The sequence below is a fragment of the Ilumatobacter sp. genome (genome assembly GCF_046290335.1).
GTDB lineage: Bacteria > Actinomycetota > Acidimicrobiia > Acidimicrobiales > Ilumatobacteraceae > Ilumatobacter_A.
In genome coordinates, this window is sequence record NZ_JBKAGH010000005.1 from 208,441 (window position 1) to 227,438 (window position 18,998).

The following is an 18,998-nucleotide window of genomic DNA, read 5'->3' on the forward strand; positions in this document are numbered from 1 at the left end:
TCGGACAAGAGAATCGAGCTTTCGAATACGGATTGAGAATCAGGGATGGATGGACGCGCCCAGAGAGAGCGCAACCGGTAATGGTACCAGCGAGATGGTTCGAACCCGTCCGGAAACTCCGCGAGCGCTCAACGCCACGCCCGTCGACCGGGCGTCGCGTCGATGCGCGAAGATGAGGCGCATGTCACAGCTCTCGATCGCAGCCGGGCCGACCGACACTCCCCTCCTCGACCTCACGATCGACGAAAGCCTCGTGCGAACCGTTGCCGAGCACGGCGGCCGCGACGCGTTGGTGTCGTGCCACCAGCACATCCGTTGGACCTACGACGAGTTCGCCGATCGGGTCTGGAAGCTGGCCTCCGGGATGTACGCGGCGGGGCTCCGGCCGGGCGACCGAGTCGGCTTGTGGAGCCCGAACTACGCCGAGTGGACGCTCGTCCAGTACGCCACCGCCCACATCGGCGTCATCTTGGTCAACATCAATCCGGCGTACCGGACCCACGAACTCGAGTACGCGCTGAGCCAGTCCGGGTGCCGTTGGCTGATCGCGGCACCGACGTTCAAGACCTCCGACTACCGGTCGATGGCCGACGCGATCCGGCCGAACGTCGCCTCGCTCGAGCGTCTCGTGTTCTTCTGGGACCCCGACTGGGACGACTTGTGTGCCGGCGACCCCTCGTCGTCGAACGCCATGAACGTCCAGCGCCTCGGCTTCTCCCCCGACGACCCGATCAACATCCAGTACACGTCGGGAACCACCGGGTTCCCGAAAGGTGCGACGCTCACGCACCGCAACATCTTGAACAACGGCTACTTCGTCACCGGAGGGCAAGAACTCGCGGCGGGCGACCGGCTGTGCATCCCGGTGCCCTTCTACCACTGCTTCGGGATGGTGATGGGCAACCTCGGCTGCACCTCGCGCGGCATCACGATGGTGATCCCGGGCGATGCCTTCGACCCACGCGCGGTGCTGGAGGCGGTACAGCAGGAACGCTGTACCGCGCTCTACGGCGTCCCCACGATGTTCATCGCCGAGATGGCCCTCGACGACTTCGCCGACTACGACCTGTCATCACTGCGAACCGGGGTGATGGCCGGATCGCTGTGCCCGGTCGAGGTGATGAAGCGCTGCATCAGCGAGATGCACCTCGTCGACATGAGCATCTGCTACGGCATGACCGAGACATCGCCGGTGTCGACCCAGACGCTTGCGGGCGACACGCTCGAGCACCGCACCGAGTCCGTCGGGGTCGCCCATCCGCACGTCGAGATCCGCGTCGTCGACCCATCCACCGGCGAAACACTGCCCCGCGGCGCCACCGGTGAGTTCTGCACTCGTGGGTACTCGGTCATGCAGGGGTACTGGCACGACCCGGAGAAGACCGCCGCTGCGATCGACGACGACGGCTGGATGCACACCGGCGACCTGGCGGTGATGGCTGACGACGGCTACGTCAACATCGTCGGGCGCATCAAGGACATGGTGATCCGCGGCGGCGAGAACATCTACCCGCGCGAGATCGAGGAGTTCCTCTACACCCACCCCGACATCGAAGACGTCCAGGCCATCGGCGTCCCCGACGAGAAGTACGGCGAGGAGTTGATGGTGTGGATCAAGCCCAAGCCCGGCGCCTCGTTCGACGCCGAGTCGGTGCGCGAGTTCTGCTCGGGCAAGATCGCCCACTTCAAGATCCCGCGCTACGTGAAGGTCGTCGACGACTTTCCGATGACCGTTACCGGCAAGATCCGCAAAGTCGAGATGCGCGAGAACTCGATCGCCGAACTCGGCTTGACCGGCCTGGCCGACGCCGGCGGCCAGTGAAGTCCGAGATCACCAAAGGTCATCGTGCCAGGCACCATGACCTTTGCTCGATGACCTGTGGAGGGTGGTGGTCAAGGTCATCGTGCCAGGCACCATGACCTTTGCTCGATGAACTGTGGGCGGTGGTGGTCAGGTACGGGTGGCGATCGCGAGGAACTCAGCCGAGTCGACCGTGGGCGGGGTGAAGCTGTAGGCACCGGGTTCGACACTGCTGATCGAGTCGACCCCTAATCCGTGCTGCCCGAGCAGCAATCGCAGTTCACGGGGCGTGTAGCAGCCGGTCCACAACTCGGCGCCCATGGCCCGACCGTCACGGTCGCGGACTTCGGTGTGTTCGTGGTTCACCCCGGTGTCGGCGTCGAAGTCGGTCGACTCCCAGTGTTTGACGACGAAGTAGGAACTGAACGCGCTCAACGCCAACCGTCCTCCGGGCCGAAGCGCTCGCGCCAGACCGGCGACGACCGTCGCATCCTCGCCGTCCGCGGTCATGAGTCCGAACGCGCCTTGGCACAGACAGATCACGGCGTCGAACTCGGCATCGAACTCGAGCGAGCGAGCGTCGAGGCGTTCGAAGGTCGCCCCGTCGGGCGCCGACGCACGCGCGATCTCGACGAAGCGTTCGCTGATGTCGATGCCATGCACGACGATGCCGCGCTGTGCGAGTTCGTACGCGTGTCGGCCCGGGCCGCATCCCACGTCGAGCACGCGCTGGCCCACTTCGAGTCCGAGCGCGTCGACGATGTGGTCGACCTCCTGCACGGTTCCCTTCGTGAACGAGTAGCGCAGATACGCCTCGCCCATGTGGTCGGCCAACGGCTCGAACCAGTGCCCCATCAACCCATCCCGATCCCGAGATCAACACCTGGGGTCAGACCCCAGGCGTTGAGATCAACACCTGGGGTCAGACCCCAGGTGTCGGCAGCGTTGGTCGTCAGCCCTTGGCGGCAGCCCACGTGTGGCCCCATGAGACGTTCACCTCGAGGGGCACGTCGAGGTCGGCGGCGTCGTGCATGATCTCGATCACACGATTGCCGACGGTCACCTTCTCGTCGGGCGGCACCTCGACGAGCACTTCGTCGTGCACCTGCAAGATCAGTTCGGATGCGACGTCGCGCAACGCCTCGTCGATCCGGACGAGCGCGACCTTGAAGATGTCGGCGGCGAGCCCCTGGATGCCGGCGTTCATCGCCTGGCGCTCCCCCGCCTGGCGAACCCGGAAGTTCGAGTTCATCAACTCCGGGATCGGACGACGACGACCGAACAGCGTCTCGGTGTAGCCACGCTCGCGCGCTTCGACGACCGTCCGATCCATGTACGCCTTCACGTTGGGGAACGCCACGAAGTACGCATCGAGAATCGGAGCCGCTTCGTCGACCGGAATATTGAGCCGTTGGGCGAGCCCGTACGCCTCCATCCCGTAGGCCAAGCCGTACGACACCATCTTCGCCTTCGAGCGCTGGTCGATGGTGACGTCGCCGGACTCCACCGAGAACACGCGCGATGCCGTCGCATTGTGGATGTCCTGACCGCTGTTGAACGCGTCGAGCAGTCCGGGGTCTTGAGCGAGGTGGGCGATGCAGCGGAGTTCGATCTGGTTGTAGTCGGCCACGAGCAACTCCGTGCCGGGTGACGCGACGAAGGCCCGACGGAACAGCCGCCCCTCCTCGGAACGAACCGGGATGTTGTGCAGGTTCGGCTGATCGGACGACAGCCGACCAGTGCGCGCCACCGTCTGGTTGAAGGTCGCGTGGATACGACCGTCGGACGCGACCTCGGCGAGCAGCCCCTTGCCGTACGTGCCGCGCAACTTCTCGACCTCACGGTGCCGGCGAAGCGGAGCGAGGAACTCGGGCCATTCGTGTTCGAGCTTCTCGAGCGTCGCAGCATCGGTCGACGGCCCCGTCTTCGTCTTCTTGATCGGCGTCAGCCCCTTGACGTCGTAGAGCAACTCTCGCAGCTGTTTCGGTGAATTGAGGTTGAGGTCGGGCATCCCAGCCACGTCGCGCAACTCGGCGACGAGCGACTCGACCTCGTTGGTCAGCTTCTCGTTGAGCGCTTCGAGCTCGGCGATGTCGACGGCGATCCCGACGTGCTCCATCTTCGCGAGCACCATCACCAGCGGGTTCTCGATCGTCTCGTACAGCGTCGTCATCCCCTGAGCGTCGAGGCTGGCCCGGATCGGCTCGACGAGGTGATGCACGGCCAACGCATCCCGACCCGCCAACTCAGCGTCCGACATCGACGTGCCATCGAGATCGAGCTGACCACTCCCCGCCACGTCGTCGCTGGGCCGAGCAAAATCGGTGTACTTCTCGATCAGGTCAGGCAGGTCGTAGCGCGCCTCGGCGGGATCGATCAGGTAGGCAGCGATCGCAGTATCGAGTGCGATCCCCGCCAGCGAGCAGCCGAGCCCGAGCAACGACCGCATCAACGGCTTGATCTGATGACCACGCACGTCGACGTGTTCATCGAGGGCTGCGACGACCGCAGAATCGTCGAGGAAACGTCGGGGGATCCACGCGACATCGGATGTCTCGGGCGCCGTGACCACGGCGATGCCGGTCAGCTCCGAGCGTCCCGGCTCGCCGACCCATCGAGCCGCGATGTCGAGCGCTGCGACGGAGGCGATGACCGACACTGCGTCCGCCGCCGTTTCGACCTCGGTGACCTCGGCGACGATCTCCTGCTGCTCGGCTCGCGGACCCAGGTCGACCGTGGCGCCCATCGACGAGATCGCGCCTGCGATACGACCGCTCAGCGCACGGAACTCGAGGAAATCGAACAGCCGCCGCATCTCCTCGGCGTTCGGCTTCGGAACGAGATCGTCGAAGTCGACGCTGTCGACAGGCGCATCATGGCGCAACTGCATCAGCTCGAGGTTCTTGCGTGCCCGCGCTTCGTGCTCGGCGAGGTTCGCACGAAGCTTCGGGGTCTGCTCGTCGACGTGTTGGAAGATGCCGTCGAGCCCGCCGTAGGTGTTGATCAGCTTCGCCGCGGTCTTCTCGCCGACGCCCGGCACGCCCGGAAGGTTGTCGCTGGTGTCGCCACGCAACGCCGCGTACTGCACGTACAGGTCGGGCCGCACGCCGGTCTTCTCCTCGATCCCGGCCTCGTCGTACAGCGCGTAGTCGCTGACCCCGCGCTTGTTGTACATGACGCGCACCTGCGACGCATCGTGGACGAGCTGGTAGCTGTCACGGTCGCCGGTGACGATGATGACGTCGTGGCCGCGCTCGACCAGCCGGTCGACACTCGTGGCGATCAGATCGTCGGCCTCCCACCCGGCCTCGTCGATCGCCTGGATACCGAGCGCTTCCAGCACTTCGCGAACGAGACCCATCTGCTGTCGCAGGATGTCGGGTGCAGCGTCGCGCTGCGCTTTGTACTCCGGTTCGGCCTCGTGGCGAAACGTCGGCTCCGGTCGATCGAATGCGACCAGGATTCCTTCGGGCTGCTGTTCGTTCAGCACGTAGGCCAGCATCGACGTGAAGCCGAACACCGCATTGGTCACCTGGCCGCTCGCGGTCGCCATGTCGGTCGGCAGGGCGAAGAACGCCCGGTACGTCAGCGAGTTGCCGTCGACGAGGAGATGGGTGCCCACGGCTCAGTCGGACTCGGGTCGCAACGAACCGTCGAGGATGCGATCGGCGACGTCGCGCATCCGAGTGCGCTCGCTCATCGCCGTCTTCTGGATGAACGCGAACGCCTCCGTCTCGGACAACGAGAGTTCGTCCATCAGTAGGCCCTTCGCCCGATCGATGACCTTGCGCGATTCGAGCTGTTCGCCGAGCGTGTCGACGTCGCCAGCGAGGGCCCTGAGCTCACGGAAGCGCCCCATCGCCACTTCGATCGCCGGGATCAGATCGCTCTTCTGGAACGGCTTGACGAGGAACGCCAGCGCCCCGGCATCGCGAGCCTCTTCGACGATCTCGCGCTGGCTGAACGCTGTGAGCATCAAGACGCCGCACAGCCGTTCCGAGTTGATCGTGCGAGCCGCCTCGAGCCCATCAGCCCCGGGCATCTTGATGTCGAGGATCGCGAGGTCGGGCTTCGTCTCTCGGACGAGGTCGACGACGGTGTCACCGCGGCCGGTCTCACCCACCACGTCGTAGCCCTCTTCCTGCAACGTCTCGCGCAGATCCATGCGGATGATGGCTTCGTCCTCGGCGATCACGACGCGCAACGGCATCACAGTGTTATAGCGCCATCGGCGGCTATCTCGCCCGATGCTCGCCCGATGCTCGGTCTCGGGACCCACCGCGACCACCGTCGGTCGCTGCGTCAGCGCCGAGCAGACAGCTGATCGAGCAGCTCGTCCTGGCGCTGCTCGAGTTCGGTGATCTCGGCGGCGACGTGGGTCCGATGTTTGTGCATTGCGTCGACATGATGTTGCGCATCGCGAGCCTCGGCGCCAGCGCCCGGCGTTTCCGACACCATCGCTCGGATCGCCTGGTCGTCGGCATCGTCGCGCAGGTAGCGCAACTGCTCGTCGATCACCGCCAGCTCGGCACGCAGCGACTTGAGTCGAGCACCCGTCTTGGCCAGTCGTCGCTCCACCGATCGCGTGCCCATGTATCGCCGATGCTAGATCCTGCCGCGGCCGTCGGGCGGGCAACCACACCGTGCTCTTCGTGCCCCAGCCGTCTGTGTCAGCGCCCGAACACGACCGACATCGCTGCGCTCCACGGTCGCACCAGCCCCCGGAGTTCGTCACAGCCGTCGGGGCCGAGGGTCGCATAGGGCGCCGCAGCCAGCCGGTCGGTCGTGACCTCGATCTCCGCTCGGGCGGCACGACCCACCTCGGTGAGCGTGCCGTCCCTGTCGGTTTCGTCGTGTGCAGCGCCGTCGATCCAGCCTCGCTCCCGCAACGACGCGAGGGCCTGGTTCCACGCATCGTTGGTTCGCTGTCGCGACGATCGCAGCACCGTCGCCGGGACCTCGCCCGACGCCGCGTGCAGCACGAGCGCCTCGCACCCGTCGAGATCGGCAGCGACCAGTGCTGCGATGTGCCCGTCACCGCGGAACTCTCTGAGCAGTGTCTGCGCATGCCAGAGCACGAGGTGCGGCTCGGTGGGCCAGTCGAGCGCCGCATGTCCGGCGAACAACGGTCGCCCCTCCGGCCGAACGACAGCGACCTCCGCTGCGGTGCGCGCCAGTGCGGCTGCTCGTTGCATCTCCGACGACGCGACCGCGTCGTCGCCGACCAAGCGTCGGATCATCCGATCTGCCGCAACCATCCGCTGCTCGCGCATCGACTCGGGCGTCACCTGCGACCACAGCCCGTCCATACTGCGGCGGACCAGATCGTGATCGAAGTTGAAGAAGGTCGCGATGACCACCTCCGCGCACACCGCACCCATCGGCGCCGACCTCGACGCGAAGTAGCCACGCATCCGGTCGTCGACCCCGACCTCTCGGTAGGCGTCAGCTGCCTCGGATGCGAAATAGATCGCGCCGTGGTACGGCTCGAGCGTCCGCCAGGTCTTTCGGCCGATGACCGGATCGAAACGAGCGCTCATGCCCTGATCCTGACAGGTTGCGTCGTGCTGCTGTGCCCCGGGTCGGACTCGAACCGACACTTGACGGTGTTTGAGACCGTTGCCTCTGCCAATTGGGCTACCGGGGCGTGCGGCTCACGATGATATCGGCGACCGACACGGGTCGCCGCGTCGTCGGGTTACCGATCGGTAGTGATTTTCGGCCCGACAGCGCGTCTAGATTCGGCGACGATGCTCGCATTCACGTTTCCCGGACAGGGATCTCAACGCCCCGGAATGGGCCGACCCTGGCAGGCTCACGACAGCTGGGAACTGGTCGACGAAGCCAGCGATGTCGCCGGCCGCGACGTCGGCGCGTTGCTCTGCGACGCCGATGCCGACGAACTCAAAGACACTCGTAACGCTCAGCTCACGACGTTCGTGTCGAGCCTGATGGTGCTCGACGCAGTGCAGCGGTTGGGCATCGAGGCCAGCTTCTCGGCCGGGCACAGCCTCGGCGAGTACACGGCCCTCACGGCAACCGGTGCGCTCGGATTCGATGACGGCGTACGACTCGTGTGTGAGCGTGCCGCCGCCATGCACGACGCCGGTCTCGCACGGCCTGGCACGATGGCCGCGGTGCTCGGCCTCGACGACGACCAGGTCGGAGTGGCGTGTGACCTCGCCGACGCCGACGTCTGGGTGGCCAACTACAACGCTCCCGGACAGGTCGTGATCGCCGGTTCGCCCGAAGGCGTCGACGCGGCCTCGGCCAAGGCGAAGGATCTCGGCGCCAAGCGCGTCATGTCGCTCCAGGTGTCGGGCGCGTTCCACACGCCGTTCATGACCGCCGCACGAGATCGCCTCCGCGACGCGATCGCCTCGGCCGCACCACGCGACACCGACGTCCCCGTTGTGTCCAACGTCGACGCGAAGGCTCACGATCGCGGTGACGAATGGTCGAGTCTGCTGTCCGCCCAACTCTCGAGTCCGGTCCGGTGGCGCCAATCGCTGATCACGCTGTCAGCCGCCGGTGTCACCGACTTCGCCGAGCTCGGCCCCGGTGGTGTCCTCACCGGTATGGCCAAACGTACCGTCGACGGGTGCCGGACCATTTCGGTCGCCACACCCGAGGAACTCGACAAGCTTCTCGAGTGGGTCGACGCCGGCACCCCCGCTCCCGCCGGCACCGCCCACCTCGACGGCGAACACCTCTTCGCCGCAGAGCGCCTCGTGGTCAGCCCGGCCGCCGGGATCTTCACCCCGGTGGCCGAACTCGCCGAGGGCGCGATGATCGACGTCGGGTCCGTCATCGGCCACGTCGGCGACCACGAGGTCCGATCGCCGTTCGCTGGCGTCCTGCAGAGCTACATCGCCGTCGACACCGAACGGGTGACCATGCGTCAGCCGATCGCCTGGCTCAGAACTCACTGAGCGGCACGGCGCAGCACGACACGATCACGTCACGATCACGGGAGCATCCATGCCAGCAACACGACCAGGGGTTCGAGGAGCGGTCATCACCGGCTGGGGTACTGCGCTGCCCGACACCGTGCTCACCAACGCCGACCTCGAGAAGCAGATGGACACGAGCGACGCGTGGATTCGTGAGCGGACCGGCATCCACCAGCGTCACGTCGGCGGATCGACGGCGTCGCTGTCGACGGCCTCTGGGCGCGCCGCGTTGGAGATGTCAGGCGTCGACCCCGCCGACATGGACGCGCTCGTCCTCGCCACGACGACACCGGATCGAGCGGTGCCCGCAACGGCATCGACCGTGCAGCACGAACTCGGCCTCGCTTGCGGCGCCTTCGACGTCAATGCGGCGTGTTCCGGCTGGGTGTACGCCCTCGTCAACGCGCACGGACTCATCGCGATGGGCGCCGACAAGGTCCTCGTGATCGGCACCGACACGCTCGACCGCATCACCGACTACACCGACCGCAACACCGGGATCTTGTTCGGCAACGGGTCCGGGGCCGTCGTGCTCGAAGCGGTCGACGGACCCGGACAGCTGCTGAGTTGGGACCTCGACTCGGTCGGCGAAGCCGAGTCGGCGCTGTTCTGTGAGATCGGTGGTGTCCTCCAGATGGAGGGTCGCGAGGTGTTCCGGCGAGCCGTGCGGATCATGGTCGACTCCGCCACGAAGTCGATGCGACACGCTGGCGTCACCGCCGACGACATCGCGCTCGTCATCCCCCATCAGGCCAACACGCGCATCATCGCGGCCGCCCTCGAGCGGCTCGGTATCGAGTACGAACGATCGTCGATCGTGCTCGACACGACGGGCAACACCTCGTCGGCCTCGGTTCCCCTCGCGCTTGCGGCGGCACTCGACGCCGGACGCGTCGACGCCGGCGATCTCATCTTGTTCGTCGGCTTCGGAGCCGGCATGACCGCAGCCAGCTCCATCATCCGGTGGAGCCCCGACGCCGTGGAGGCACGACCATGACCGGCACCGAAACACTCACCGACTCCCCCGCCGATTCCGGCCGCATCGTGCTCGTCACGGGCGGATCACGTGGGATCGGGCTCGCCTGCGCCCGGCGATTCGCCGCCTCCGGCGACCGCGTCGCGGTCACCTACAACTCTTCGCCGCCGCCCGACGGATTGTTCGGTGTTCGCTGCGATGTCACCGACGGCGCGCAGGTCGACGCTGCGTTCAGCGCGGTCGAGGATCATTTCGGCGGGACGGTCGAGGTGCTCGTGTCGAACGCCGGTGTGACCAAGGACGGCCTCCTGCTCCGGATGTCGGAGGACGATTTCGCCGGCGTGATCGATGCGAACCTCACGGCGTCGTATCGGGTGACCAAACGCGCCGCCAAAGCGATGCTCAAGGCTCGCAGCGGCAGGATCATCCTGATGTCGTCGGTCGTCGGCATGCTCGGCCAAGCCGGACAATCCAATTACTCGGCGTCGAAGGCCGGGCTCGTCGGTTTCGCACGCTCACTCGCACGCGAACTCGGGTCGCGATCGATCACGGTCAACGTGGTCGCCCCCGGCCCGGTCGACACCGACATGACCGCCGCGCTGAGCGACGACCAACTCGCCGGCATCACCGCCGCCGTTCCGCTCGGACGAATGGCAACGCCCGACGAGATCGCCGGCGTGGTCGCCTTCCTGGCTGGTCCCGACGCCGCCTACATCACCGGCGCGGTCGTCCCCGTCGACGGCGGCCTCGGCATGGGGCACTGACCTTCCGCTCGTCCGGGAGCCGGTCCTCTACACTCCTCACCCGACATCAATGAACTGGAGAAACCTGTGATCAACGAAGAACTGTTCGCCCGCTTCCGCAAGTGCGCCGTCGAGGTGCTCTCGGTCGAAGAAAGCGCCGTCGTGCCCGAAGCCAAGTTCGGCGACGACCTCGACGCCGACAGCCTCGACCTCGTGGAGCTCGTCATGGCCCTCGAGGAAGAGTTCGACATCGAAGTCCCCGAAGAAGAACTCGAGGGCGTCGAGACGGTGCAATCGGCGTACGACCTCGTCGCCGCCAAGCTCTGATGCCCGGCGGCGCGACGAGCACGCGGCGGGTCGCGATCACCGGTCTCGGAGTCGTCGCGCCCGCAGGAATCGGTACCGCCGCGTACTGGGCCGGCCTCAACGGTCCCGGCACGACGAGCGGCCAGCACATCGAGGTCCCCGATTGGGACCCGACCCCCTACTTCGACTCTCCGAAAGACGCCCGGCGCGCCGACCGGGTCGAACAGTTCGCGCTCGCAGCCGCGGGTGAGGCGTTCGACCAGAGCGGCGGCGTCGACGCGATCGGCATCGAATCGTCTCGATTCGGCACGATCTTCGCGACCGGCGTCGGGGGCTTACACACGCTCGAGGAACAGGTTCGCATCCAGCACGACAAGGGTGACCGTCGGGTCTCCCCATTTCTCGTGCCCATGATGATGTCCAACGCCGCAGGAGCAGCGATCTCGATGCGATATGGCCTGCGCGGCCAGAGCGAGACCATCACGACGGCGTGTGCGGCGAGCACGCATGCGCTCACCTACGCCACCCGACTGATCAAGTGGGGAGTTCTCGACGCCGTCGTCACCGGCGGCACCGAGGCGGCATGGACCCCGACGGCGCTGGCGGGCTTCCGCAACATGACGGCGCTGTCGACCTCGGGCGTGAGCATGCCGTTCAGCGCTGGCCGCGATGGCTTCGTCATGGGCGAAGGCGCGGCGGTGTTCATCCTCGAGGAATGGTCGAGCGCCGAGGCTCGCGGGGCCACGATCATCGGTGAGATCCTCGGCGGAGCGAGCAACGCCGACGCGCATCACATCACGGCGCCGGCGCCTGGCGGCGTTGGTGCCATCGCCTGCATGCGCCAAGCGCTCGACGAAGCCGGCATCACCCCGGCCGACGTCAAGCAGGTCAACGCACACGGCACCTCGACACCGCTCAACGACGCCGCCGAGGCCGACGCCATCTGCCAGGTCTTCGGCCCCGGTGCCGTCCCGGTCGTGTCGACCAAGGGCGTGACGGGCCACGCGCTCGGCGCCGCGGGGGCGCTCGAGGCCGCTGCGGTCCTGCTGTCGTTCGAGCATCGGCTGATTCCGCCGACCGCCAATACGACCCAGGCTGACGACGGCATGGAGATCGACCTCGTGACCGGCACCGCCCGCGAGTGGGAGCCCGGGCCGACGATCTCGAACAACTTCGGCTTCGGTGGTCACAACGGCACCGTCGTCATCGCTCCGGCGAGCTGAGTCTCGCCATCTCCGTTGATCGCTGCGGCGCGGCCGGCCCGCGCCGCAGCGATCACACCAGCGCTCGGAGCTCGTCGAGCGACGTGATGACGTGGGTAGGGATCGGTCCGACCTCGGCGTCCGCGCCGATCTCTGTCTCCGTCGCCGTGCCGATCTGGGTGCCACGCGGGTTGAACCACACCGTGTCGATCCCTGCGTTGCGCCCGCCCAGGATGTCGCTGCCCAGGTTGTCGCCGATCATCACCGAGCCGGCCCGCTCGACGGCCAACTGCTCGAAGGTGAGGTCGAAGATCGCAGTCCCCGGCTTGCTCGTGCCGACCTCTCCGCTGATCACGACGGCCGCGAAATAGTCCGCGAGGCCGAGGCGCTCGATGCGGCCGCGTTGCACCGACCCGATTCCGTTGGTCACCAGCGCCAGTCGAGCGCGCCCGGCGACGTGATCGAGCACCTCACGAGCGCCCGGATAGAGGTCACCGTGGTCGGCGAGGCCCGAGGCGAACGCTGCCCCCATCACCTCGGCATCACCGTCGAGACCGAGTTCGTCGAGCAACTGCGCGAAGCGGCGCACCTTCACGTCATTCGGACTGAGTTCGCCGCGCTCGACCCGACGCCACAGCGCCTGATTGATCCGTTCGAAGTGTTCCGCCGAGCCCGCCGGCGCTTCGACGCCGAGCGTGCACATCGCTGCGGCGAAGGCAGCCTCGTGCGACGCGTCGGAGTCGAGCAGCGTGTGGTCGAGATCGAACAGCAACGTCGTGTAGCGCAGCATCACGCCCGCATCGGCGTCGTCTGCGGCGCTCATCTGTCGGCGAAGACGAACATGAGGTCGCAGCTCGTCGCGAGTTCGCCGCCCACCGAGACCCGGCCCGCCCCTTTGCCGGCGCGCGCCGACATCCTGCCGAGCTCGACCTCGATGGTCAGCTCGTCGCCCGGCACGACCTGGCGCCGAAATCGAGCGTTGTCGAGGCCACCGAACAACGGCAGCTTGCCGGCGAACCGTTCGTCGGCGAGCAACGCGCAGGCGCCGACCTGGGCGATCGATTCGCACATCAACACGCCCGGCAACGTCGGCCGACCCGGAAAGTGGCCGGGGAAGAAGTACTCGTCACCGGTCAGACGCCAGAGACCGGTCGCGGAGACACCGGGCTCGAGTGCGACGAGCTCGTCGACGAGCAAGAACGGTGGACGATGTGCGAGCAGTTCGGTCGGTGCCGGGAAATTCGACATACCCGCACCATACGGGGTCGAGGCGAGATCGCCCGGGAGATGCGGACACAGCGACCGTGCGAGCGGGTCGACGAAGCTCTCGTCCCCGCCCGGGACGCGAAGATGGGGCCGAACCATCGGTTCGGCCCCATCATCGGGGGAAGCCAGGCCACCCCGTCTCGACGACGGAGGGGGAAGCGGCGGCCTGGCAGTCGCTCCACTGGATCTCACCAGTGGCCTTCATCGGTCGGGTGCCAGCGGGAGGCACCCGACCGAAGCCCTGGTCGGCTGACTCAGCCGGCGAGGAGTGCGGTGGGATCGATGCTCGGCGGCACCAACACCGAATCGATCACATGGATCACACCGTTCGACGCCTCGACGTCGACCGCGACCACCGTCGCATCGTTCACCATCACCGTCTCACCGTCGACCGACAGCGTGATCTCCTCACCCTGCACGGTCGCAACCGCACCAGGAGCCACATCCGACGACGGCACCTCAGCACCCAACACGTGGTAGGTCAGGATCGCCGTCAACGCATCCACGTTCTCCGGCAGCAACAGCGCCTCGACCAGACCCTCCGGCAACGCCGCAAACGCCTCATCCGTCGGCGCGAACACGGTGAACGGACCCTCGCCCGACAACGTCTCGACCAAACCAGCCGCCGTCACCGCAGCAACCAACGTCTCGAACGAACCAGCACCAACCGCCACATCGACGATCGTCCCCGGCTCCTCAGCAGCCTCTTCCTCGACTGCCTCCTCGGCAGGCGCTTCCTCGTCCATGGACTCTTCGTCCATGTCCGACATGTCATCGTCGGCGAGGAGTGCGGTGGGATCGATGCTCGGCGGCACCAACACCGAATCGATCACATGGATCACACCGTTCGACGCCTCGACGTCGACCGCGACCACCGTCGCATCGTTCACCATCACCGTCTCACCGTCGACCGACAGCGTGATCTCCTCACCCTGCACGGTCGCAACCGCACCAGGAGCCACATCCGACGACGGCACCTCAGCACCCAACACGTGGTAGGTCAGGATCGCCGTCAACGCATCCACGTTCTCCGGCAGCAACAGCGCCTCGACCAGACCCTCCGGCAACGCCGCAAACGCCTCATCCGTCGGCGCGAACACGGTGAACGGACCCTCGCCCGACAACGTCTCGACCAAACCAGCCGCCGTCACCGCAGCAACCAACGTCTCGAACGAACCAGCACCAACCGCCACATCGACGATCGTCCCCGGCTCCTCAGCAGCCTCTTCCTCGACTGCCTCCTCGGCAGCGGTCGTGTCGACCACGTCGGCGTCATTGCTGTCCGAGCCGCATGCAGTCACGGCGAGCACGCCGGCGACCAGTACGACACCGGCCCGGCGAGTTCCTCGCATCGAGATCTTCTTCGTCATTTCGTCTCCTTGGGGGAAGTGTTCACGTTGTGGAGAAGCGCCGACGGTTGTCGTGCGCATTCAGAAGATCTACGAGGCTGGGGGAATCCTGGATGACGACGCGACGAATTTCTTCGACGGCGGTGCTCTCGCATCGCGACTCAGCGGCGCGCCAGACCCAAGAATCGGGAGCGACGGAATCGGGGGCAGCGCCTCGCGCACCGTTCACAGGTCACGACGCACGCTGGCTGCGGCTCCCCGATCGCCGGGTTCGACGGGATCAGTCGGTGCCGGGACGGCGCTGGTCTTCGAGTTCGGGATCGCCCGAGTAGCCGGGCGGGAACGTCGCGAGCAGTTCGTCACGCGTCGGGGTGCGGCGAACAGCGGCTTCCTCGGGAAGCTGTTTGGAGATCGCCTTCATGATCCGCTTCGTGTCGGCCTCGAGCGACTTGCCTTTCATCTCGACGGGCTTGCCGACCTTCACCTGCACCGTCGGCGGGTTGGTGAGGTTCAACACGTTCGGGAAGCGCTTCGAGCGAGGCCAGACCTTCTCGGTGCCCCACAGCCCGACCGGGATGACCTGCGCGCCCGTCATCTGCGCCAGTCGGGCAGCGCCCCACCGGCCGCGCAGGGTCGGATCGAAGAACGCGGGTCCGCGCGGGATCGTACCCTCGGGCATCATCGCGACCATCTCGCCGCCTTCCAGCGCCTCGGCCGCCGCACGCAACGGCTCGTCCGACCCGGTCGCACGATCGACACGGATCCCGCCCATCGCCGCGGCGATCTGTCCGACGATCGGAGCGTCGAACACTTCTTTCTTGCCGAGGAACCGGGCCGGCCGTCCGCTCCGAGCGATGGCGAGTGACATCGCCGCGACGTCGAAATAGCTGCGATGGTTGGCGACGAGGATCGCCGGGCCGGTGTTCGGGATCCGGTCGATGTGTTCGAATTCGAAGCGGGCGTACGGATACGCCGCCGGGCGCGCGAATCTCATCGCCACCTGCTGCACCTCGAGGCCGACCACGGGGATCTTCACCACACCGGGCGACACGTCGAGGTTGACGGTCGGCCAGCGGCGAGCGGCTGCCATCAGCACCATCCTCGGGTCGGGGTTGACGACCACGGGATTGCCGACGGCAGACAGCAGCGGCGTGTCGTAGAAGCTGTCGGAGTACGCCCAACTCCCGGCGAGATCGACGCCCGCCCGATCGGCCCACGTTCGAACTCCTTCGAGCTTCCCCGCCGACCAGACGAACGGCCCCACCAGCGTGCCGTCGTAGTTGCCGTCGGCATCGACGCCGTAACGAGTCGCGACGACATCGTCGAGTTCGAGCGCGTCGGCGAACGGCTTCACCATGTCGTACGGCGTGGTGGTCGCCATGACGACGGGCCGACCGGCATCTCGATGGGACTGGAACGCCGCGCGGGCGAAGGGCTGCACCAGCCGGAGCAATTCGGGCACTGCCTGTTCGGCCGCGGCGCAGACCTTCGCTTGCGAACGCCCTTTGGCGAAGTTGACCGCTTGGCGAGCCAACGCCATCGTCGGGAGCGTTTCACCGATCGTGTTGAACAGCCCGAACAGCAGTTTCTCTCCCGGCACCGGGCCTTTCGAGAGTCCTGCCTGGTGCATCACGGTCGAGAAGACTTCGCCGGAGGCACCCGCCAGCAAGGTTCGGTCGAGGTCGAAGAAGGCCGCGCCACGTGAGCTCACGACAACAACTTAGGCGGAAAAACGGGAAAGGCCCGGATGGGGGATCCGGGCCTCTCAACCTGAGATCGTCCGCCGGTTGGGGGAACCGGATGATGGACGCCTCGTCGAGTGCAACATGGGGGGTGTTGTCACGTCGATATGTTGGCTCGTGATCGGAATCACAAGCACTTGTGAAAGTATGCACGTGAACGAGTGATCTTTCAAGCAGAACTTATAGATACTTGCTATCGTTTTTGGAGATGGACGTCCGCCAGCTCTCAGCGATCGTGGCGATCGCCGATCACGGGACCTTCTCCGCCGCCGCCCGGGCGCTGTACACCGTGCAGTCCAACGTGTCGGCACACGTGTCCCGCCTCGAAAAAGAGCTCGGCGTCACGCTCGTCGACCGCACGCACGGCGGGCTGACCGACGACGGCGCCCGTGTCGTCGAACGGGCCCGCCGGGTGCTCAACGAGATCGACGACATCGCCGCTGACATGACCAGTCGACACGCGAACGTGTCCGGACAGACGCGTCTCGGCGTCATCGGCACCACGGCGCGCTGGTTGATGCCAGCACTACTCAACCGGCTGTCGCACGATCATCCCAACGTGCGAGCGATCGTGCAGGAAGGGTCGACTTCGTCGCTGGTTCCCAACGTCGTCTCCGGCGATCTCAACGCGGCGATCGTCCACCTGCCCGTCGACGATCCCGAGTTGGTCGTCGAGCCGTTGTTCGCCGAAGACCTCCTCCTCCTCGTCGCCGACACGCACCCGCTCGCCGATCGCGACACGGTCGAGTTCAAGGAACTCGACGACATGTCGCTGCTGCTCCCACCGACCGGCTCGGCGCTTCGACGCGTCCTCGACCGAGCCGCCGCGACCAACCGCATCCATCTGCGTGCGCAAGCCGAGATCGACGGCGCCCGGTTGATGGCGTCGCTGGCCTTCGACGGGTTCGGCGCAGCGATCGTCCCGGCCACGGCTGTCCCCACCTGGCTGACGGGCTCATTCCGGCGCATCACCGTGCCCGGCCTCCCCCGCCGCGTCGTCGCGACGGTGCGCCGACGCCGACCGAGCGCGAGCGCACCGACACTGGCGACGCTCAACACGCTTCGATCCGTCGTCGAAGAGCAAGGCGAAGAACAGCCGGGCGTGCACCTCGAGACCTCGGCGTTCCTCAACGCCCGACCAGGCTGAGGCACCAGGCTCACGCACCAGCAAGCCACGCAAGCCGCGGGCGGTGCCATTGCCCGCCGACAGCACCTCCTCGGCGGTCACGACGGCTACGGTGACCCACGATGACGTCCATCGATCCCGACCTCGACGCGTTCGGTCTCAACCGGTTCGTACCGAGCCGCGCCCAGAGCGACGTTCGTCGCCTCGACGACGTCGCCGGGACCGGCATCGACCGCGACGTCGTCTGGATCGAGTTCGACGACAACGACGACACGAACCTGTCGATGTCGTCGGGCACGTCGTCGCTGCTCGTTCGCGGCATCGACGCAGCGAGAGAGCAACGAGTGCCACTGGTGATCGTCATGGCCTCGAGCGGCGCCGACATCGTCGAAGGCGTCCCGGCACTGCACGGTTGGGGGCAGGTCGCCGCTGCGCTCGCCGCGTGCTCAGGCGTGATCCCGACGATCATCGCCGTCGACGGCCCGGCGGTCTCCGGCTCCGCGTTGCTGCTCGGTCTCGCCGACTTCACGATCATGACCGAGCGCAGCGCAGCGTTCGTCCAGGGCCCGACGATGGTGGAGCAGTTCACCGGCGTCGCCATCAGCATCGACGAACTCGGCGGCGCCGTGAACCACGCGCGCTACACCGGCGTGGCGACGAGCGTGGTGGCCGACCGGGCGGCGGCGATCGAGGCCGTGGAGGAGTTGCTGGCATATCTGCCACAGACCGTCGACAGCGAGCCGGCGCGGTGGCCCTGCGACGACCCGCCCGACCGCCTGTGCCCCGAAGCCGGCGCGCGTATTCCCGCATCGTCGACCGGGAGCTACGACGTTCGCGACGTCGCCGCGGAGATCGTCGACGAGGACTCCTTGCTCGAGCTGCGGAGCCGGTGGGCGTCGAACGTGATCACCGCGTTCGCCACGATCGACGGTCGCCCCGTCGGCATCGTCGCCAACCAGCCGATGTCACTCGCCGGAACGCTCGACATCCCGGCATCACAGAAGTCGGCTCGGTTCGTCGCATTCTGCGACGCGTTCAACCTGCCGATCATCACACTCGTCGACACGCCCGGCTTCTATCCGGGCAAAGACCTCGAGTGGCGAGGGATGATCCGCCACGGCGCCCAACTCGTCTTCGCGTACGCCCGTGCCACGGTGCCGCGCATCTGTGTGATCCTCCGCAAGAGCTACGGCGGCGCGTACATCGTCATGGACTCCAAGACGATGGGCAACGATCTGTGCCTCGCGTGGCCCTGGGCCGAGATCGCGGTGATGGGCGCTGGGCAGGCCGCAGCGATCCTCGCCCGGCGCTCGACGCCCGAGGAGAAGGCGGCGTTCGAAGCCGACTACACCGAGCGTCTGCTCAATCCTTACGTTGCAGCGGAGCGCGGGTTCATCGATGCGGTCATCGATCCTGCCGACACGCGGCGCGAGATCGCCGCCGCGCTCGACGTGCTGGCCGACAAGCGCGAGACCCTCGTCGAACGCAAGCACGGTAACTCGCCGTTCTGACGAGCAGGACCGCAGCGCGCAAC

At 66.7% G+C, this 18,998-nt stretch carries 17 protein-coding genes and 1 tRNA gene; 8 read left to right on the forward strand and 10 right to left on the reverse strand.

Annotated features, from left to right (window positions below; all coding sequences use genetic code 11):
* Positions 1-172: 172 nt before the first annotated feature.
* Positions 173-1,822, forward strand: coding sequence for an AMP-binding protein (locus ACE37B_RS18660; RefSeq protein WP_409924843.1), 1,650 nt, complete (start codon positions 173-175; stop codon positions 1,820-1,822).
* 129 nt (positions 1,823-1,951) lie between these two features.
* Here the strand turns inward: ACE37B_RS18660 and ACE37B_RS18665 are convergent, their stop codons facing one another.
* The 6 genes from ACE37B_RS18665 to ACE37B_RS18690 all read right to left on the reverse strand — a co-directional run bounded on the left by ACE37B_RS18665 (position 1,952) and on the right by ACE37B_RS18690 (position 7,448).
* Complete coding sequence (locus ACE37B_RS18665; RefSeq protein ID WP_409924844.1) at positions 1,952-2,656, reverse strand: class I SAM-dependent methyltransferase; 705 nt, start codon at positions 2,654-2,656, stop codon at positions 1,952-1,954.
* A gap of 97 nt (positions 2,657-2,753) precedes the next feature.
* Positions 2,754-5,423: a DNA polymerase I gene (gene polA / locus ACE37B_RS18670; protein WP_409924845.1), complete on the reverse strand. Its 2,670-nt coding sequence runs from the start codon at positions 5,421-5,423 to the stop codon at positions 2,754-2,756.
* Positions 5,424-5,426: 3 nt separating this feature from the next.
* Positions 5,427-6,011 carry an ANTAR domain-containing response regulator gene (locus ACE37B_RS18675; RefSeq protein WP_409924846.1) on the reverse strand — a complete coding sequence of 195 codons (585 nt, stop codon included), beginning with the start codon at positions 6,009-6,011 and terminating at the stop codon, positions 5,427-5,429.
* A 92-nt stretch (positions 6,012-6,103) separates the two neighbouring features.
* Positions 6,104-6,394, reverse strand: a complete 291-nt coding sequence (locus ACE37B_RS18680; protein WP_409924847.1) for a hypothetical protein — start codon at positions 6,392-6,394, stop codon at positions 6,104-6,106.
* A gap of 77 nt (positions 6,395-6,471) precedes the next feature.
* Complete coding sequence (locus ACE37B_RS18685; protein WP_409924848.1) at positions 6,472-7,341, reverse strand: SCO6745 family protein; 870 nt, start codon at positions 7,339-7,341, stop codon at positions 6,472-6,474.
* 33 nt (positions 7,342-7,374) lie between these two features.
* Positions 7,375-7,448 (reverse strand) — tRNA-Leu (locus ACE37B_RS18690).
* Between the two features lie 103 nt (positions 7,449-7,551).
* Here ACE37B_RS18690 and fabD point away from each other — a divergent pair.
* The 5 genes from fabD (at position 7,552) to ACE37B_RS18715 (ending at position 12,002) form a co-directional block, all read left to right on the forward strand.
* Entirely contained in the window at positions 7,552-8,733 is a 1,182-nt protein-coding gene (gene fabD, locus ACE37B_RS18695; protein WP_409924849.1) for an ACP S-malonyltransferase, read from the forward strand.
* A 49-nt stretch (positions 8,734-8,782) separates the two neighbouring features.
* Positions 8,783-9,751: a beta-ketoacyl-ACP synthase III gene (locus ACE37B_RS18700; RefSeq protein WP_409924850.1), complete on the forward strand. Its 969-nt coding sequence runs from the start codon at positions 8,783-8,785 to the stop codon at positions 9,749-9,751.
* Positions 9,748-10,494, forward strand: a complete 747-nt coding sequence (gene fabG, locus ACE37B_RS18705; protein ID WP_409924851.1) for a 3-oxoacyl-ACP reductase FabG — start codon at positions 9,748-9,750, stop codon at positions 10,492-10,494. The genes ACE37B_RS18700 and fabG overlap by 4 nt, the downstream gene beginning before the upstream one ends.
* Positions 10,495-10,563: 69 nt before the next feature.
* Complete coding sequence (acpP, locus tag ACE37B_RS18710; protein WP_409924980.1) at positions 10,564-10,800, forward strand: acyl carrier protein; 237 nt, start codon at positions 10,564-10,566, stop codon at positions 10,798-10,800.
* Positions 10,800-12,002: a beta-ketoacyl-[acyl-carrier-protein] synthase family protein gene (locus tag ACE37B_RS18715; protein ID WP_409924852.1), complete on the forward strand. Its 1,203-nt coding sequence runs from the start codon at positions 10,800-10,802 to the stop codon at positions 12,000-12,002. The genes acpP and ACE37B_RS18715 overlap by 1 nt, the downstream gene beginning before the upstream one ends.
* A 52-nt stretch (positions 12,003-12,054) precedes the next feature.
* Here ACE37B_RS18715 and ACE37B_RS18720 read toward each other — a convergent pair whose 3' ends face one another.
* The 4 genes from ACE37B_RS18720 to ACE37B_RS18735 form a co-directional block, all read right to left on the reverse strand.
* Positions 12,055-12,804, reverse strand: coding sequence for a YjjG family noncanonical pyrimidine nucleotidase (locus tag ACE37B_RS18720; RefSeq protein WP_409924853.1), 750 nt, complete (start codon positions 12,802-12,804; stop codon positions 12,055-12,057).
* The gene (gene fabZ, locus ACE37B_RS18725) at positions 12,801-13,229 is read right to left on the reverse strand and encodes a 3-hydroxyacyl-ACP dehydratase FabZ (RefSeq protein ID WP_409924854.1); all 429 of its coding nucleotides are present in this window, start codon (positions 13,227-13,229) and stop codon (positions 12,801-12,803) included. The genes ACE37B_RS18720 and fabZ overlap by 4 nt, the downstream gene beginning before the upstream one ends.
* Before the next feature lie 272 nt (positions 13,230-13,501).
* Positions 13,502-14,617, reverse strand: coding sequence for a fasciclin domain-containing protein (locus ACE37B_RS18730; RefSeq protein ID WP_409924855.1), 1,116 nt, complete (start codon positions 14,615-14,617; stop codon positions 13,502-13,504).
* 259 nt (positions 14,618-14,876) lie between these two features.
* Positions 14,877-16,307, reverse strand: coding sequence for an HAD-IB family hydrolase (locus ACE37B_RS18735; protein ID WP_409924856.1), 1,431 nt, complete (start codon positions 16,305-16,307; stop codon positions 14,877-14,879).
* Between the two features lie 239 nt (positions 16,308-16,546).
* Here ACE37B_RS18735 and ACE37B_RS18740 point away from each other — a divergent pair, with 239 nt between their 5' ends.
* Positions 16,547-17,485 (forward strand): LysR family transcriptional regulator, encoded by a 939-nt coding sequence (locus ACE37B_RS18740; RefSeq protein WP_409924857.1) that lies wholly within the window; start codon positions 16,547-16,549, stop codon positions 17,483-17,485.
* 101 nt (positions 17,486-17,586) lie between these two features.
* The gene (locus ACE37B_RS18745) at positions 17,587-18,975 is read left to right on the forward strand and encodes an acyl-CoA carboxylase subunit beta (protein WP_409924858.1); all 1,389 of its coding nucleotides are present in this window, start codon (positions 17,587-17,589) and stop codon (positions 18,973-18,975) included.
* The last annotated feature ends 23 nt before the right edge of the window (positions 18,976-18,998 follow it).

Coding starts and splice junctions, on each gene's coding strand:
- ACE37B_RS18660 (WP_409924843.1), top strand. CDS start 173: ATGAGGCGCATGTCACAGCTCTCGATCGCAGCCGGGCCGACCGACACT.
- ACE37B_RS18665 (WP_409924844.1), bottom strand. CDS start 2,656: ATGGGGCACTGGTTCGAGCCGTTGGCCGACCACATGGGCGAGGCGTAT.
- ACE37B_RS18675 (WP_409924846.1), bottom strand. CDS start 6,011: ATGCCGTTGCGCGTCGTGATCGCCGAGGACGAAGCCATCATCCGCATG.
- ACE37B_RS18680 (WP_409924847.1), bottom strand. CDS start 6,394: ATGGGCACGCGATCGGTGGAGCGACGACTGGCCAAGACGGGTGCTCGA.
- ACE37B_RS18685 (WP_409924848.1), bottom strand. CDS start 7,341: ATGAGCGCTCGTTTCGATCCGGTCATCGGCCGAAAGACCTGGCGGACG.
- fabD (WP_409924849.1), top strand. CDS start 7,552: ATGCTCGCATTCACGTTTCCCGGACAGGGATCTCAACGCCCCGGAATG.
- ACE37B_RS18700 (WP_409924850.1), top strand. CDS start 8,783: ATGCCAGCAACACGACCAGGGGTTCGAGGAGCGGTCATCACCGGCTGG.
- fabG (WP_409924851.1), top strand. CDS start 9,748: ATGACCGGCACCGAAACACTCACCGACTCCCCCGCCGATTCCGGCCGC.
- ACE37B_RS18715 (WP_409924852.1), top strand. CDS start 10,800: ATGCCCGGCGGCGCGACGAGCACGCGGCGGGTCGCGATCACCGGTCTC.
- ACE37B_RS18720 (WP_409924853.1), bottom strand. CDS start 12,804: ATGAGCGCCGCAGACGACGCCGATGCGGGCGTGATGCTGCGCTACACG.
- fabZ (WP_409924854.1), bottom strand. CDS start 13,229: ATGTCGAATTTCCCGGCACCGACCGAACTGCTCGCACATCGTCCACCG.
- ACE37B_RS18730 (WP_409924855.1), bottom strand. CDS start 14,617: ATGACGAAGAAGATCTCGATGCGAGGAACTCGCCGGGCCGGTGTCGTA.
- ACE37B_RS18740 (WP_409924857.1), top strand. CDS start 16,547: ATGGACGTCCGCCAGCTCTCAGCGATCGTGGCGATCGCCGATCACGGG.
- ACE37B_RS18745 (WP_409924858.1), top strand. CDS start 17,587: ATGACGTCCATCGATCCCGACCTCGACGCGTTCGGTCTCAACCGGTTC.